General features: G+C 64.1%; 16 protein-coding genes. 7 read left to right on the top strand and 9 right to left on the bottom strand.

Annotated features, from left to right (window positions below):
* Window positions 1-66: 66 nt before the first annotated feature.
* Window positions 67-891, bottom strand: coding sequence for an extensin family protein (locus GTK01_RS11495; protein WP_252926032.1), 825 nt, complete (start codon window positions 889-891; stop codon window positions 67-69).
* Window positions 892-1037: 146 nt separating this feature from the next.
* Window positions 1038-1463, bottom strand: coding sequence for a DUF3775 domain-containing protein (locus GTK01_RS11490; protein ID WP_252926031.1), 426 nt, complete (start codon window positions 1461-1463; stop codon window positions 1038-1040).
* A gap of 120 nt (window positions 1464-1583) precedes the next feature.
* Between GTK01_RS11490 and GTK01_RS11485 the strand changes: the two genes are divergently transcribed.
* Complete coding sequence (locus GTK01_RS11485; protein ID WP_252926030.1) at window positions 1584-1934, top strand: DMT family protein; 351 nt, start codon at window positions 1584-1586, stop codon at window positions 1932-1934.
* A gap of 176 nt (window positions 1935-2110) precedes the next feature.
* Window positions 2111-2584 (top strand): transcription elongation factor GreA, encoded by a 474-nt coding sequence (greA, locus tag GTK01_RS11480; protein ID WP_252926029.1) that lies wholly within the window; start codon window positions 2111-2113, stop codon window positions 2582-2584.
* Between the two features lie 227 nt (window positions 2585-2811).
* Here the strand turns inward: greA and GTK01_RS11475 are convergent, their stop codons facing one another.
* Together GTK01_RS11475 and GTK01_RS11470 are read right to left on the bottom strand one after the other, a co-directional pair.
* Window positions 2812-3546 (bottom strand): glycosyltransferase family 2 protein, encoded by a 735-nt coding sequence (locus GTK01_RS11475; protein WP_252926028.1) that lies wholly within the window; start codon window positions 3544-3546, stop codon window positions 2812-2814.
* Window positions 3524-4477 (bottom strand): hypothetical protein, encoded by a 954-nt coding sequence (locus GTK01_RS11470; RefSeq protein WP_252926027.1) that lies wholly within the window; start codon window positions 4475-4477, stop codon window positions 3524-3526. Before GTK01_RS11470 ends, GTK01_RS11475 begins: the two co-directional genes overlap by 23 nt.
* 105 nt (window positions 4478-4582) lie before the next feature.
* Between GTK01_RS11470 and GTK01_RS11465 the strand changes: the two genes are divergently transcribed.
* Window positions 4583-5386 carry a glycosyltransferase family 25 protein gene (locus tag GTK01_RS11465; RefSeq protein WP_252926026.1) on the top strand — a complete coding sequence of 268 codons (804 nt, stop codon included), beginning with the start codon at window positions 4583-4585 and terminating at the stop codon, window positions 5384-5386.
* A 1-nt stretch (window position 5387) separates the two neighbouring features.
* Here the strand turns inward: GTK01_RS11465 and GTK01_RS11460 are convergent, their stop codons facing one another.
* Window positions 5388-5861, bottom strand: coding sequence for an Lrp/AsnC family transcriptional regulator (locus GTK01_RS11460; protein ID WP_252926025.1), 474 nt, complete (start codon window positions 5859-5861; stop codon window positions 5388-5390).
* Between the two features lie 248 nt (window positions 5862-6109).
* Here GTK01_RS11460 and trxB point away from each other — a divergent pair, with 248 nt between their 5' ends.
* Both trxB and GTK01_RS11450 read left to right on the top strand, forming a co-directional pair.
* Window positions 6110-7081: a thioredoxin-disulfide reductase gene (trxB, locus tag GTK01_RS11455; protein WP_252926024.1), complete on the top strand. Its 972-nt coding sequence runs from the start codon at window positions 6110-6112 to the stop codon at window positions 7079-7081.
* Between the two features lie 35 nt (window positions 7082-7116).
* Window positions 7117-8013 (top strand): LysR family transcriptional regulator, encoded by an 897-nt coding sequence (locus GTK01_RS11450; RefSeq protein ID WP_252926023.1) that lies wholly within the window; start codon window positions 7117-7119, stop codon window positions 8011-8013.
* Between the two features lie 58 nt (window positions 8014-8071).
* On the opposite strand, the gene GTK01_RS11445 is transcribed toward GTK01_RS11450, so the two are convergent.
* The 3 genes from GTK01_RS11445 to dctP all read right to left on the bottom strand — a co-directional run bounded on the left by GTK01_RS11445 (window position 8072) and on the right by dctP (window position 11058).
* On the bottom strand, window positions 8072-9388 hold the full coding sequence (locus GTK01_RS11445) for a TRAP transporter large permease subunit (RefSeq protein ID WP_252926022.1): 1317 nt from the start codon (window positions 9386-9388) through the stop codon (window positions 8072-8074).
* Complete coding sequence (locus tag GTK01_RS11440) at window positions 9385-9936, bottom strand: TRAP transporter small permease subunit (protein ID WP_252926021.1); 552 nt, start codon at window positions 9934-9936, stop codon at window positions 9385-9387. The genes GTK01_RS11445 and GTK01_RS11440 overlap by 4 nt, the downstream gene beginning before the upstream one ends.
* Window positions 9937-9999: 63 nt before the next feature.
* A complete protein-coding gene (gene dctP, locus GTK01_RS11435) occupies window positions 10000-11058 on the bottom strand; it encodes a TRAP transporter substrate-binding protein DctP (protein WP_252926020.1) in 1059 nt (352 codons plus the stop codon).
* A gap of 157 nt (window positions 11059-11215) precedes the next feature.
* Between dctP and GTK01_RS11430 the strand changes: the two genes are divergently transcribed.
* Entirely contained in the window at window positions 11216-12049 is an 834-nt protein-coding gene (locus GTK01_RS11430; RefSeq protein WP_252926019.1) for an IclR family transcriptional regulator, read from the top strand.
* 315 nt (window positions 12050-12364) lie between these two features.
* Here the strand turns inward: GTK01_RS11430 and GTK01_RS11425 are convergent, their stop codons facing one another.
* Window positions 12365-14401, bottom strand: coding sequence for an elongation factor G (locus GTK01_RS11425; protein WP_252926018.1), 2037 nt, complete (start codon window positions 14399-14401; stop codon window positions 12365-12367).
* A gap of 145 nt (window positions 14402-14546) precedes the next feature.
* Here GTK01_RS11425 and GTK01_RS11420 point away from each other — a divergent pair, with 145 nt between their 5' ends.
* Entirely contained in the window at window positions 14547-14699 is a 153-nt protein-coding gene (locus GTK01_RS11420) for a hypothetical protein (protein WP_252926017.1), read from the top strand.
* The last annotated feature ends 763 nt before the right edge of the window (window positions 14700-15462 follow it).

Here is a 15462-nt window from a genome sequence, read left to right as displayed (position 1 = left end):
ACCCGTCTTCCTGTCCCGTCAAAATGAAGGTTAGGCAAAAAGGGTAAATGAAGTCTGCGCGTAAGGTTAACGGCAGTAAGTCGAGCCGTTGGAGCGTTCCGCCAGATCGAAATGGAAGTGGTCGGCGTGGTCGGCGTCGGTGCCGGGGCCAAGCACGGTGGTGAATGGTCCGCACGCAGCCTTGCGAAGTCCTGCGAAGAAAGTCGCCTCCGCAGAGCCGCGGCGATAGGCGCGCACGTCGAGACGGCGTTCATCCTCGAGAATGACCGCCCCCCAGTCGAGCGCATTGCCGAAGGCGTGCTCGGAGAGCTTGCGCGTTCCATTCCGGGGGCGGCAGACATAGCCGGAGACCTGGTTGACGGTGGCGATGCGCGAGGAAAGATGCCGCGTAGCCGTCTCCTGCGCATGATCGCGCACGAAGCGCGCATTGGCCTCGGCGATCGCGCAGTTCATCACCGCGTCCGGTTCGAGTTCGACCCCGCCGCCGAGCGAGGCAACGGCGATCGGATACTCCATCTCGCAGCCTTCGGGCTCGGATTGGGGCGGGTGCTCCTCGAAGGCGACGCCCAGTTCGCGCAGGCGCGCGCGGCAGGCGATTTCCTCGGACGGCATTGCGATCGATCGCAGCGGGGAGCGGGGAGTTTCGGGAAGGGGCTCGTCGGCGATCGTTCGACCGGGCTCAGGTTCGCCTGGCGCCTCGGGGCGTGGCGAGGGCAGGGGTGCCGCCTCTTCCTCGGGCAGTCGCTGGACGTCGTCCGCCGGCAGGTCACCGGGCGCGCGGTTGCGTTCATCCTCCGCCGTATCGTCTCCCTCATGGGGCGGCGGTGCGGCCGGTTCGCGTTCTGTTTGCGGAAGCTCCTGCGGAATGGGGGCTGCCTCGGGCAACTCCATTTGGCCGCCCTCCTGCGCAAATGCAGCGGTGGAAACGAGCAGCAGGGCCGACAGAGCGGGGATCAGAAAAGGGCGCATCGGAAGGGGAACGCGCCTGCGCCGCAGACGATGCCACGGCGAAGCTCAATTTTGGTGTCGCGCGGTATTCAGGCGCCAATCTTCTCAAGCCCTTCCTCCAGCCATTCGCCCAGCATGGGCATGCCCAGAAGATAGGTGGAAATGCGCTTGTTGATGCGCGGGCGCGCTTCCGCGACCGCCTGATCCCATTCGCGCGCGTCAAAATCGCCACGGCCAATGAACATGATCGCCAGGAGGTCCGCGATCTCATCGACGTTCAGATCCTCGATCAGGGCGCGCAATTCGGAAGCCGTGAGGTTTTCCTCCTCCTCTTCGGCCAGTCCGTCATGCGCGTGGCGGTCGCGCGACTGGTCGTCGAGTTCGACCTCGTGCTCGTGGCCGGCATCGTAGTCGTCGCTGAGGCCAGCCGAGATGGCGCGCGCCTTCAGGACGAATTGGCGTACAGTTTCGGGATCGATCGTCAGTTCGAATTCAGGCTGCAAGCGCTGCTGCACGTTCGCTCTCCCAGACATGAAACGCACTATAGCAGCATCGCGGATCGGTTCCACAAGGCGCCGATTGACAGATTTGCGGTTCGGGCGGAAAGCAGGCGCTCCCGCAACCGGTTTTCATTCATGTCGATCCTCCTTTCCGCCAAGGTCCTGCCGATCCTCCTTCTTGTCGCTTCGAAGGTCTTCATGACCTTCGCCTGGTATGGGCACCTGAAATTCAAGGCCGCGCCGCTTTACGCAGTGGTGATGATCTCGTGGTTCATCGCCTTCTTCGAATACTGGCTCGCCGTACCAGCCAACCGCATCGGTCACGAAGCTTATTCGGCCGCGCAACTGAAAACGATGCAGGAGGTGATCACGCTTTGCGTCTTCGTCCTGTTCTCGGTGTTCTACCTGAAGGAGGCGATCACCTTGAACCATGTCGCTGGCTTCATCCTCATTGCAGCGGGAGCGGCGCTGATCTTTCGATCGTGATCTGACGCGCCCGACATCAGAATTTGCGTGAAAATCGCCAATCGATTGCTATATTGTCGGGATCAGGGATTTGGACGGTTCGTTAGCCGAGGCTGCCGAGCCGTCCTTTTGCGTTATCCCCGCCGTCGAAAGAACAAAAGACAACCGACAGGAATTACGACGAAAGGTCGATAGAAATGAACAAGGTCCCGATGACCGGCCCCGGTTTCGAATCGCTGAAGGAAGAGTTGCGCTGGCGCCAGCAGGAAGAGCGGCCGCGCATCATCGAAGCGATCTCCGAGGCACGCGCCCATGGCGACCTCTCGGAAAACGCCGAGTACCACTCGGCCAAAGAGGCGCAGAGCCTCAATGAGGGTCGCATCAACGAACTCGAAGACCTCGTCGCACGCGCCGAGGTGATCGACGTGTCGAAGCTTTCCGGCGACACGATCAAGTTCGGCGCCACCGTGGTCCTCGTCGACGAGGACACCGAAGAGGAAAAGACCTACCAGATCGTCGGCGATCAGGAAGCCGACGTGAAGGCCGGCCGCATCTCGATCTCCTCGCCCATCGCCCGTGCGCTGATCGGCAAGGGCGTCGGCGACGAGATCGAAGTCAACGCGCCCGGCGGCGCCAGGGGCTACGAGATCGTGCAGTTGCGCTGGGCGTGAGTGCCGCGCTTTGAAATGGCGGTGGGCGGTTTTGGTCGATTCTTTGTGAATTGACCCCCACCCTTTATCCCTCCCCACAAGGGGGAGGGAGGCGTCAGCGTTGAGTTTGCCGTTGAAACGGGGTGGTGCATTGACCGTTGAGGCGTAGCGCTCACGGACTCCCTCCCCCTTGTGGGGAGGGATGCAGGGTGGGGGTCCTCTTCGACAGAATCGACCCTTCTCCTGCCTTATCCCTTGTCGAAAAAATACCGTTTGCGGCCGAAGAGGCGGGACCAGAAGGCGCCGGTGACGCGGCGCTTTTCATTGGCGCGCGCCGGGTCGTAGACGCTTTTTCCGGAGCCGACGTGAACGCCGACGCCGGGGAGCTGGTAAACCATTTCCTTGCCGGCCGCCTTCATGTGCTTCGAAATCGCACGCTCGTTCTGGAACTTCGCATACGGCCCGTGCTCCACCCACAGATCCTTGCGCAGGACGCTCGGATAGAAGGAAAAACCGTGCCATTCGCGGTGTGAGCGGCCCATGTGCATGTAGGGGCGGCCGTCGTGGTCGACCTTGTGCCCGAAGATGCGCTGGCGCTTCTTCAGACCGGTGAAGCGGGCGAAGCAGACGGCGGTGATGCCGGCCCGGTTCGTTTCCAGCACCTTGATGCCGTCGGCGATGTCCATTTCGCCAAGGAAATGCCAGTCGTCTTCCAGATGGAGGATGTAGGGCGTGTCGATCATCGCGTAGACGCGGTCGATCGCCTTGTGCTGGCCAAGACGCGGGTCGTTGAGCACGACTTCGATCTGCGGGTAGCGTTCCTGGATGCGGGCGGCGAAGTCGTGGTCGGCGGAGTCCTCGACGAGGATGAACCGGCCGGGCTTGTGATGCGCGAGGAACGTGTCGAGCGAGACGACCAGGAAATCCCACCGGCCGCAGCTCGTCAGAACGATCGTCACATTATCGGGGATCGTGGTCGTCATTTCTGTCTCCAGTGGCCGATCGCAGTGCGGCGAGGTCGAGGTCGAGGGCCGGCGGATCGGTTCGCAGGCAGGCGGCGCGCGCGAGTTTGAGCCTGGTCTTTTCGGGCAGCGGCAGATGACGCGCAAGCCCCGCCCAGGCGGGCTGTTGCGCGGCAAGCGCCTCGACGGTCAAGAGCCTGCGGTTTTCCATCAGCCGCTTCTTCTTGCGCTCGAAGCGCGGATTGGGCGTTTCGTCCAACTCGTAATTGGCAAAGCCGAGCCCGGCCTTCAGGTATTTCAGGTGCCAGTAGGTGATGTCGCCGAACACGCGGGGATCGGCGTTGTGGAAATGCTCGAAACGCGGGTCGTGGCGGAACGAGGTGTCGGGACGCACCTCGAACAGGAAATGATCGCCGGTGCCGACCAGTGGCTCGTGGGCCGGCACGCCGACCGAGCCATCGGCCCCGCGCGCAAGGTTGATGCCGGAGAAGCAGAGTGTTTCCTTCAGCCGGAACGCGCTTGACCTGACGCGGGCGGCCAAGCTGGCGAAGCGGTCGGCGATCGCGACATGATCGTCGTCGAGCTTCATCGCGACCGTGTGGCGGGTCTGCGCGAGTGCGAAATTCGACATGTTCACGAAGCTTGCCGGCGAATCCGCTGCCTCGCGCGCATGGCCTTCGCTGCCGGGCGGGAAGACGCGGTCACGATAGTGGATCACGCGCAGCTTCGGGCCGAGCTCGACGGCGAGACGGTGAAGGATTTCGTCCGAGCCGTCGGTGCACTGGTTGTGAACCGCGACGATCTCGTCGACCGCGCCGGCATGGCTGCGGATCGCGGCTTCGAGAAAATCGGCGCCGTTGCGAACGCGCATGAAGATGCTGATGCCGGGCGTGCGACGGCCGACGCCGAGGTCGGCCGGCTTGAACTGGTATCCGCTGACGGTTTCGCTCACATCGCCTCTGCTGTGTTTGCAGCGGTGTCTAGCGCGGCGCGCAAGACTTGTCATCCGGTGCGCCGGTCACATAGGAAGTGGCGATTGCAACGCTTCCGGTGCGCTATGCTCGTTCTTGTCATCAATCTCGACCGCGCGCCCGAACGCCTTGCGCATATGGAGCGCGAGTTCGGCCGCATCGGCGTGGCGTTCACGCGCGTTGCCGCGACGGACGGGCAGGCGGGCGACATCATTGCCGGTGTCGACGCGCTGGAGGGACGTCATCTGAGCCGGGGCGAAATCGCCTGCTTCATGAGCCACCGCCGCTGCTGGCAGGCGCTCGTCGAGAGCGGAGAGAGCCATGGATTGGTGCTCGAGGACGACATATTTCTCGGCGAGGGCGCCGCGCCGTTCTTGCGCAACGCAGACTGGTTTCCCAGGGAAGCCGGGCTCGTCAAGCTGGAAACCTATCTCGCGCCCACATTCATCCGCAAGGCGCAGGTCGCTACGGTCCACGGGCGCGCCGTGCATCTGTTGACCGGCAGGCATCTTGGCGCAGGGGCCTATGCGCTGGATGCCGCGACGGCGCGCATGCTGGTCGAACTGAGCGCGACGATCGACCGGCAGGTGGACGACTTCCTGTTCGACCCCGAAGGCGAGCCATTCGCCCGCGCGCGGGCGCATCAACTCGTGCCGGCGGTGGCGATCCAGGGGCTGAAGCTCAGAAAATTGCGGCCTCTCGACGGCGAGGCGCGGACGTATCGAAGCCAGCTCTACGAGGAGCGGCTGTCAACGCGCCGCAAGCTGGGGGTGCTGGCGAAGGTCCGACGGGAAGTCGCCTCGGGTGTCATCAAGGGCGCAATCGCAATCGCGGGACGTGCGCGGTCGCTGTTCGGCGCGACGCGGTGGGGCCGCATCCCCTTCAAGTGAATCACTCGCCGATCGCCGCGAGGCCTTCGTCCTTGATCTGGCGGATCGTCAGCGCCGTGCGGACCGTGTCGACATTGGGCGCGGAGGTCAGTTCCTCGATGACGAAGGTCTGGAAGGCGGCAAGGTCCTTGGCCACGCAATGGAGCATGAAGTCGCTTTCGCCGGACACCATCCAGGCGCGGCGCACGATCGGCCAGGCGCGCGTCTTTTCGGCGAAGGCCTTCAAATCCGACTCGGACTGGTGGTTGAGACCGACGAGGCAAAAGGCGACCACGTGAAGGCCGAGGTCCTGCGTGTTCAAGAGCGCGCGGTAGCCCCGGATGACGCCGGCATCCTCCAACCGCTTGACGCGGCGCAGGCAGGGCGGCGCGGAAATGCCGACGCGGCGCGACAGTTCGACATTCGTCATGCGCCCATCCGACTGAAGCTCGGCCAGGATTTTCCAGTCGATGGCGTCGAGGTCGGCTTTCATCATACGTCTTTCGCTTGCGCACGAATCTTTCGTACAGACGAAAGGAAATTACCCAAACAGCGAATTTTCGCAATGGCGCATGCGACGCTATGCCGGAATGGTGGGGACAACCGGCATGCGGTAAGTGTCACCTTGCCGACGCAACTGTGTGAAATGACATTGCCGCCTTGCACCGCACCCATGGTCATACTTAGATCGACCTTTGGTATTTTATGGCGCGCCAATGCGCGGTTATTTCGAGGGGTCTTGCCATGGGCAGCCGACACGCACCTGTTCTCATCATCGGCTCCGGCCCGGCCGGATACACGGCTGCGATCTATGCCGCCCGGGCGATGCTGAAACCGGTGCTGATCGCCGGCATGCAGCAGGGCGGCCAGTTGATGATCACGACGGATGTCGAGAACTATCCAGGCTTCGCCGACCCTATCCAGGGGCCGTGGCTGATGGAGCAGATGCTCAAGCAGGCCGAGCATGTCGGCACCGAGATCGTCAGCGACCTGGTGACCGCGGTCGATCTCGACCAGCGTCCGTTCCGCCTTCGCACCGACTCCGGCCAGGAATGGACGGCGGACGCGCTGATCATCGCGACGGGCGCGCAGGCCAAGTGGCTCGGGATTCCCTCAGAGCAGACCTATATGGGTTTCGGCGTTTCGGCCTGCGCGACCTGCGACGGTTTCTTCTATCGCGGCAAGGACGTGGTGGTGGTCGGCGGCGGCAATACGGCGGTCGAGGAAGCGCTCTACCTGTCGCATCTGGCCAAATCGGTCACGGTCATCCATCGGCGCGACGAGTTCCGCGCCGAGCGCATCCTGCGCGACCGGCTGATGGCCAAGGACAACGTCAAGGTGATCTGGGACCATGCGGTCGAGGAGGTCACCGGCGAGAAGAAGGCGCCGTTGCCGCCGTCCGTCACCGGGCTCAAGCTGCGGCACGTGAAAACCGGCGCGATCAGCGAGATGCCGATCGACGGCATCTTCGTCGCAATCGGCCATTCGCCCGCCGTCGAGCTTTTCGCCGGCAAGGTGAAGCAGAAGCCGAACGGCTATCTGTGGACCGCGCCGGATTCCACGGCGACCAACATTCCGGGCGTCTTCGCGGCGGGAGACGTCACGGACGACATCTATCGCCAGGCCGTCACGGCGGCCGGCATGGGCTGCATGGCGGCGCTGGAGGCGGAACGCTACATTGCCGAGCTGGAGGTTCACCGCGAAGCCGCCGAATAATGCCGCGCCGCAACACATAATCATACGAGGGGAATATGGCGCTCGACTGGGATAAATTGCGCGTGTTTCACGCCGCGGCGGAGGCTGGGTCCTTTACCCATGCCGCCGAGACGCTGCGCTTGTCGCAGTCGGCGATCTCGCGGCAGGTCAGCGCGCTCGAACAGGATGTCGGCGTCGCGCTCTTTCATCGCCATGCGCGCGGACTGGTGCTGACCGAGCAGGGCGAGATGCTCTACCGCACGGCGCACGACGTGCTGATGAAGCTCGAACAGGTGAAGGCGCAGCTCACCGAGACGACCGACCGGCCATCGGGACCGCTGCGCGTGACGACCACGGTCGGGCTCGGCTCGGGCTGGCTGACCGAGCGCGTGCAGGAATTTCTCGATCTTTATCCCGACATCCAGCTCCAGCTCGTGCTCGCCAACGAGGAGCTCGACCTGACACTGCGCCAGGCGGACTGCGCGATCCGCCTTCGCCAGCCGCAACAGCCGGACCTGATCCAGCGCCGGCTGTTCACCGTGCATTTCCACCTCTTCGCCGCGCCGTCCTACATCGCCAAGCACGGCAAGCCGACCTCGATCGCCGACCTCGACAAGCACCGCATCGTCACGTTCGGCGAGCCGGTCCCTTCGCACCTGGCCGACATGAACTGGCTGGAGACGGCAGGACGGCCGGAAGGCTCGAAACGGGTCGCGAGTTTGCAGATCAACAACATCCTGTCGATCAAGGCGGCGATCGAAAAAGGCGCCGGCATCGGCATGCTGCCCGACTACACGATCGAGCAGGGCTCGCCGCTCGTCCAACTCATGCCGGAAACCGAGGTGCCGTCGTTCGACACCTATTTCTGCTACCCCGATGCCATGCGCAACCAGGTGAAGCTGCATGTCTTCCGGGACTTCCTGATCGCGAAGGCGCGTAGCTGGGCGTATTGAGTCCGACCGAAGTATTCCTCCCTATCGGAAGCTCCGGCCTTTCGGCCGGCGCCGTCTTTCATCGCGCATAGACCAGCGCCGGCAACCAGAGCACCAGCGCCGGGAAGGCGATGATGATGGCGAGGCCGACAAGTTCGACGAGCGTGTAGGGGATCACGGAACGGTAGATGTCGCCCATCGTGACTTCCGGCGGGGCGACGCCCTTCAGGTAGAAGAGGTTGAAGCCGAAGGGCGGGGTCATGTAGCCGATCTCCATCATGATGATGAAGACGATGCCGAACCAGATTGGGTCGAAGCCATGCGCCTGGATGATCGGCAGGAAGACCGGCAGGGTGATCAGCATGATGCCGACGGGGTCGAGCACCATGCCGAGCAGGAACAGGATGACGAGAATCGCGGCGAGTGCGCCCCAGGCGCCGCCGGGCACGTATTCCATCATCTCCAGAATGAAGGCTTGCGCGCCCATCGCATTGTAGGCGGTCGAGAAAGCATGCGCGGCGAACAGGATCCACATGACCATAGCGGTCAGGCGGAAGGTGCGCATGCAGGCATCGCTCAGCATGGCGAAGGAAAACTGACGGTTGACGAGGGCGGCGACGATGGCCCCGAAGACGCCGATGGCGGCAGCCTCGGTCGGTGTCGCCAGTCCGCCGAAGATCGAGCCGAGCACGATGACGACGATGAAGATCGGGAGCAGCACGGAGCCGAGCGCACGCATTTTTTCGCCCCAGTCGCCGCGCTCCTCGGGCGGCAGGGCAGGGCCCATATGCGGCTGGATGAAGCAGCGGATCGCGATGTAGAGCGAAACCAGGACCATCAACAGGACGCCGGGGACGATGCCGGCAGCAAAGAGCTGGCCGACCGAGACGCCGGTGATCAGTGAATAAAGCACCATCAGGATGGAGGGCGGAATGAGGATGCCGAACCCACCGCCGGCATTGATAGCGCCGAGTGCCAGTTCCTTGTCGTAGCCGCGCTTGAGCATGTTGGGCAGCGCGATCGTGCCCATCGACACGACGGCCGCGCCGGAAATGCCGCACATGGCGGCGAAGAGGCCGCAAATGCCGACCGTGCCGATGGCAAGGCCGCCGCGCACGCCGCCCCACCACAGATGCATCATGCGGTAGAGGTTCTGCGCGACGCCGGAGCGTTCGAGCAGCATCGCCATCAGGATAAAGAGCGGGATGGCAATGAGCGTGAAATTGTTCATCGTCGTCCACATGCGTGAGGCGACGATATAGAAGGCGTCCGGCCCCCAGGTGAAATAGAGGAACGCGGTCGAAACGCCGCCCAGCACGAAGGCGAGCGGCAGGCCGAGCACCAGGAAGACGATGAGCGAGCCAAAGAAGAGGACGGTCAGGAGTTCGATGCTCACAGCGTGTCTCCCGCGCCGTCATGAGGTTTTGCGTCGGGGACGATCGGCTCGCGACCGGCGACGATCAGGATGTCGTTGGCGAGCTTGACCAGGCCCTGGAGCAGAAGATGCGCCGCGGAAAGCGGGATGATGACCTTTACCGGCCAGACCGGCGGGTTCCAGGCCGACTGCGACGTTTCCCAGCGTGCGACGGAATCGGCTGCGAGCGACCAGCCCTGCCAGAGCAGGACGATCACGAACATGAAGAAGAGGACGGAGGTCGCGATGTCGACCATGGCGCGCGTGCGGCGCGACCAGCGGCCATAGACCAGATCGACATTCACGTGGCCATTGTTGATCAGCAGATAGCCGCCGCCCAGCAGCGCGTAGACGCCGAAGATGAGCTGCGACAACTCGCCGGTCCAGTTGCTCGGCGCGCGGAAGAAGTAGCGCAGCAGGACTTCGACGAACAGGAAGACGAACATGAACAGGACGAGATGGGCGGTGATGCGCCCGACCCATTCGTTCAGCCAGGTGATCGCACCTGCGCTCGCGCCAAGGACCTTCATGGCATGATCCGGGATTTCTGAGGGGAAAGGGCGCCGGGCGCGTGCCCGGCGCAGCAGACGTCTTTACTCTGCGGCTTCGGCTTCTTCGGCGCTTGCGGGCGCGCGGCCGAGTTCGGCGAGGTAATCGTCGAGCAGGTCCATCGCGGCTGCCGCCTTCTCGCCCTTTTCGCGTTCACGCTGCCAGCTTGCCTGCGCTGCCTGCAGCATCTGATCGCGGACATCCTGCGGCAGTTCGATCACTTCGACGTCGTGTTCGGCCTGTGCACGGGCAAGGGCGCGCTGTTCGCCCACGATATATTCGTTCGTGCGGCGCCAGAACTGTTCCTCGAGCGTGTTGTAGAGGATTTGCTGGACATCCTCGGGTAGCGCGTCGATCGCCTCCTGATTGATGATGAACGCGTCGATTCCGCCGATCGAAAGCGGTGGGCGTACGTGATACCTGGCGACTTCGTAGAGGCTCATCGACAACGCGCCCTGAACGGCGCCCCAGTGTGCGCCGTCGACCACGCCCGAGGACAATGCCTGATAGAGCTCGGATCCGGGGATCGACGAAACGGCCGCGCCGGCATCGGTCAGGTAGTTCTGCAGCGTGCCTGACGAGCGGATCGTCAGCGCCCGAAAATCGTCCGCCGTCTCAGGCTTTGCAGTCAGCACCATCTCGTTGGTGAAGATCTTGTCCGTGGAATAGTAGAGGCCGTGCTCGGCGGCGTCCTCGCGCACCATATCCTCGAAGCCGAGCGTCTTGAAGAAGTACTGCGCTTCCCACTCGTTTTCGAAGGCGGCCGGCAGACCGAAGGCGATGCCGGCCGTCTCCATCTCTCCCATGGCATAGGCCGGCGAGATGGTGCCCATCTGGATAACGCCGCGGCGCACCGCGTTGAAGATCTCGTCGGCCCCGAAAAGACCGCCGGCGGCATGCAACTCGAGCTTCAGCCGACCTTCGGTGCGCTCATCGAGCGTATCGCGCAGATACTCCAGGCTGTCGGCAAAGGAGCTCGAGGATTGCGGCCAATGCGACTGGACACGCCAGGTGACGCTTTCCTGCGCGCTGGCAGTAAAGGCGGTGAGCGACAACGCGACCACGACGGCCGGCGCGAGCGCCAGACGGCTGAAATAGGACATTCGTGTTTCCTCCGTTTTGATAGGAGCCGAAGCTCCATCACTGAGCCGGATCGTGTCCGGCACCTCCACGCGCCGGATCGTACCCGGCAACCTCCAAATTCCGCATTGCGAAATTGACTTTCGCAATAATTCGGTATCCTTGGGGAATGGAGGAGCCATGTCAACCACAACCGACGGGAACGGCGTGCATTCAGCGGTAGAGGCTGTGCATGCCGAGGATGGCGGCGACCGCAAGTTCGTAACCGCGCTCGCACGCGGGCTCGAAGTGCTGCGTGCCTTCCGCCCGCGAGACGGTTTTCTCGGCAATCAGGAAATTGCCGAGCGGACCGGGCTGCCCAAGCCCACCGTGACGCGGCTGACCTATACGCTTTGCGCGCTCGGCTATCTGACAAAGATGCCGCGAACGGGAAAGTACCAGCTTGCGCCGTCCGCGATCACGCTCGGCTATTCGGCGCTGGCCAATCTGGGGATCCGGCAGATCGCGCGCGCGCACATGGACGAACTCGCCGAACGGCTCGCCGCGCCGGTAGCGCTGGGGATCCGGGACCGCAACCGCGCGCTCTACGTCGACATCTCGCGCGGCTCGGCAGCGATCACGTTCCAGCTCGACATCGGCTCGGGCATACCGCTTGCGCAGTCGGCGATGGGCCGGGCGCTGCTCTCGGTGATGCCGCCCGACGAGCGCGAACGCGCGATCGCAGCGCTCGCGCCGCGCTACGGCGAAAGCTGGCCGGCGCTCGAGCGGGAAATGCGGGCCGAAATCGACGCCTGCATGCAGCGCGGCTATGCGATTTCGGCCGGTGCCTGGCGGCCGGGCATCCACGCAGTGGCCGCTCCGCTCGTCGCTGCGGACGGTTCCGGCGTCTACGCCTTCAACTGCGGCGGGCCGCCCTACCAGTTCACCGAACGCTTCATGCACGAGGAGGTCGGGCCGGCGATTCGCGACCTCGTGCGCAGCGTCGAAGCGGCGCTCAATGGCCGCCGGCGATGACATCCTGGCAGGCGGGGACGGTCGATGGGCCGGACAAGCACTGCCTATCGATTGAGCCAGATGATGAAGCGATGAACGAAAACAGTCGCTTAAATCATCAATCGGCGTCCATGCAAAACTGCATGGGTGCAATGCAAAACACGCTGCTTGATCTTTGGGCATTCAAAGCACATATCACGATCATCTCCCGGGCACGTTCCTCCTCCCATTGGTGCCCGCGAGTGTTCCCCTCTGGAGGTTTCGCCTGAAAAGGCACTTCCATACTTCAAGCCGGATCTTTTGATCCGGCTTTTTTTTGCCCGCAGTTCCGGCACCTCATGCCGCCTTGCCCTGGGAGAGCTCGTCCGCCTGCCGTCCGGTGAGCTCGGCCATGTGGTCGAAGCGGGCGGTGTAGCTGGCTACGCCGGTGGTCGCCGAGCGCATCTCCACGATGAGATTTCGCATTTCGCCCTGCGGCATCAGCGCTTCCACCATATCCCAGCCCTCCCAGCCGGGGCGCGCGTCGAAGCCGAGGATCTTGCCGCGCCGCTGCGAGACGATGGCCGTCATGCGCGCCGTCGCGTCGGAGGGCGTGACGATCTCGACGCGGAAGATCGGCTCCAGCATCACGGGCGAGGCTTCGGCCAGCGCTTCCTTCATGGCCAGGCGCGCGGCCTGCTGGAACGCCATGTCGGAAGAATCGACGTTGTGGAACGAGCCATCGGCGAGGTTGACCGCGATGTCGACCACAGGAAAGCCGAGCGGGCCGGATTTCAAACTGTCGCGCGTGCCTGTCTCGACGGAGGGGATGTACTGCTTCGGCACCACGCCGCCGGTGATCGTGTCCGTGAACTCGAAACCGGCACCGCGCGGCAGCGGCTTGATTTCGAGCACCACGTCGCCGAACTGGCCGTGGCCGCCGGACTGCTTCTTGTGGCGGCCGCGCTTGGTTACCGGTTTGCGGATCGTCTCGCGGTAGGGGATCGCGGGTTCGCTTGACGCGATTGCGATCTGGTAGCGGTTTTCCAGCCGCTCCAGCGCGACGCGCAGGTGCATCTCGCCATGACCGGACAGGATCGTCTCGCCGCTTTCCTGGTTCTGCTCCATGGTGAGCGAGGGGTCTTCCTGGACGAGCTTTTGCAGGCCGGCGGAGAGCTTGACGTCGTCCTTGCGGTCCTTCGAGCGCAGCGCGATCGCCTGGACGGGCTGCGGAGCGGGGGCGAGGTCGAGGCTGACGACGGCATTGCCCGTCGACAGCGTGTCGCCGGTCGCGATCGCATCCAGCTTGCCGAGCGCGACCGTTTCGCCCTCGCGCGCCGAACCGATCTTGGCCTGGTCCTTGCCGAGCATGGTGTAGAGGCCGGAGACCTTGCCCGACTGGCCGGACGACGCGGTCAATTCGGTGCCATCGGTGACGTTGCCGGACAGGATCCGAGCGATGGAGAGCTTGCCGCCATGGGGCGTGTGCAGCGTCTTCATCACCGCCAGGACGGGCTTTTCGTTCGCCTCCATGCCAAGGCGCTCGCGCGTCGAAGCGACGTCGGGCGCATCGTGGCGCAGCGCCTTCAATAGCCGCAGAATGCCGTTGCCGCGCTCGGCCGCGCCGATGAGGACGGGTGTGACGGAACCGTCGCGCAGGTCTGCCGCCAGGTCGTCGAAGACCGCGTCGCGGGCGGGCTCGATCTCCTCGAGGAGGTGCTCCATCAGCGCGTCGTCGTGGTCGGCCAGCGTTTCGAGCATCTGGAAGCGGGCTTCGAGTTCGGAGGCGCGCTGGTCGTCGGGGATCTGGGTGACGGTGCTCGGCGCATGCTCGCGATAGATGTAGGCGCGCTCGAGCGCCAGGTCGATCGAGCCGACGACGATGCCGTTCTCGCGCAACGGAATCTGGCGCAGGACAAGCGGCGTGCGGCTGGCCGGCTGCAGCAGCTTCAGCGTGTCGCGCACGCCGCCGGCCGCCTTGTCGATCTTGTTCAGGAACAGCATGCGCGGCACGCCGAGATCGTCGAGCTGGCGCAAGATCAGCTGCAGGGCGGGAATCTTCTTCTCGTCGGGCTCGGCGACGACGATGGCGAGGTCGCAGGCGCTCAGCACCGGCACCGCCTCATAGGCGAACTCGCCGGAGCCGGGGCAATCGACGAAGGTCAGGCTCTCGCCCATGAACTGCGTGGTGGCGACCGTGGCCTCGACGCTCATCGCGTGGGCGCGGGCCTCGGGCGAGAAATCGCCGACCGTCTGGCCGGCGGCGCCCTGGCGGGGGATCGCGCCGGTCCGGGCGAGGATCGCTTCCAGAAGCGTGGTCTTGCCGCTTGCGAAGGGACCGACAATGGCGATGCATTTCGGTCCCGTGCGTCGTTCTCCGGCGCGCTTGCCCATTTTCCGACCTCCCGTTGAGCCAATCTGCTGCAAGCGGCGGCCGGCCTGCGGCCGTCGCGGTTTCCTCCCGAGCGACGAAGCTTCACATGGAGTTGCCGCAAGGGCAAGCGCGGCGTAGGCTTGCGCCGTTCACATGGAGGTCGTCATGCGCATGCGTCTTCTTGCCCTTGCCATTTCGGGTTTCGCCGTCCTTGCTGCGACGGCGCTGACCGGCTTGACCAGTGATGCCACCGCCCAGACGAAACCGACCTCGGAAGGGCCAGGCGGCTGCGAGCGCGACAAGCCGACGACGAGCTGAGCGGGCGCGCGGAAGCGGCCCCGCGCAGCGATCCGGGCATTGTCAAAGAGCGGGAAGACGGGCGGTCGAAGGATCGCTCATCTGAAGTGTGTAGCGTGCGATCTTTCGACCGCCCGTCCGGAGTCTGTCGCCTGTTCGGACGGTCAGAGATGCACGAAGCACCCGCGGCTTTTCCCGCACCCGCATGAAGCGGGCCCCATCCACCTCGGCGCCGTCACGTGCCTGCCGGGTCCGAAGCGGCAGGGGGACGTCTCCGCCATCCTCCCAGACACCCGGTGCGCATCCGGTTCCCATGAGGACAGCGGGGGAATTATGCGGGAGGGTTTGAGGGAGGGGGATAAGTTTCTTGTGTGGTGAGGCGGGACTGACGAGAGGAGCGGGCGCTCGCCGCTTCGTCATCCTCGGGCTTGACCCGAGGATCCATGCCTCAGTGGTGGTGAATTGCGATTGGACGCAGAATTATCGCTCTTCTTCCACGGTCTCATCATGTCGATCTGGCGAGGCATGGATCCTAGGGTCTGCGCCTCCGCTTCGCTCCGGCTTCGCCCTAGGATGACGAAGCGGCAAGATACTATGCTTCAAAGAGGCCGGGTGCGCCCCGTGTCAAAGTCGGCCAGCGCCTGATCGGCGACCTTGTGTCAATGACCACGGAATCGGGACCCTGTATTTTCGCGCAAAAGGGACCCCGGTTTAGAGCTGGTGAAGGGCGCGCCGGTTAGCGCCCGATCAGGCGAAGCTGGTCGGGGTTTGCACAGCCTGATCG

This window comes from Aliihoeflea sp. 40Bstr573 (genome assembly GCF_024105655.1).
In the GTDB taxonomy this organism is placed as follows: domain Bacteria; phylum Pseudomonadota; class Alphaproteobacteria; order Rhizobiales; family Rhizobiaceae; genus Aliihoeflea.
This window is presented reverse-complemented; position numbering and strand designations above follow the sequence as displayed.